At 41.0% G+C, this 229-nt stretch carries 1 pseudogene; it reads left to right on the forward strand.

The features are described from left to right. Positions 1 to 229 (forward strand): annotated as a pseudogene (locus tag AAEY68_RS21825) (IS21 family transposase); the annotation flags it as partial.

Raw genomic sequence — 229 nt, forward strand, 5'->3', positions numbered from 1 at the left:
ACGTTGCTGTCATTCCGGCTAGACCTTATAAACCCAAAGATAAATCGAAGGCTGAAGTCGGCGTACAAATTGTTGAGCGTTGGATCATGGCACGCTTACGTAACCAAACCTTCCACAGCTTAGCGCAACTCAATCATGAAATAGCAAAGCTACTGGATATGATGAACAATAAGGTGATGAAGCAATATCAACAATCACGCAAACAGCTATTTGATATGGTGGATAAAAA

This window comes from Pseudoalteromonas sp. RB2-MNA-CIBAN-0110, assembly GCF_040309305.1.
Lineage (GTDB): Bacteria > Pseudomonadota > Gammaproteobacteria > Enterobacterales > Alteromonadaceae > Pseudoalteromonas > Pseudoalteromonas arctica.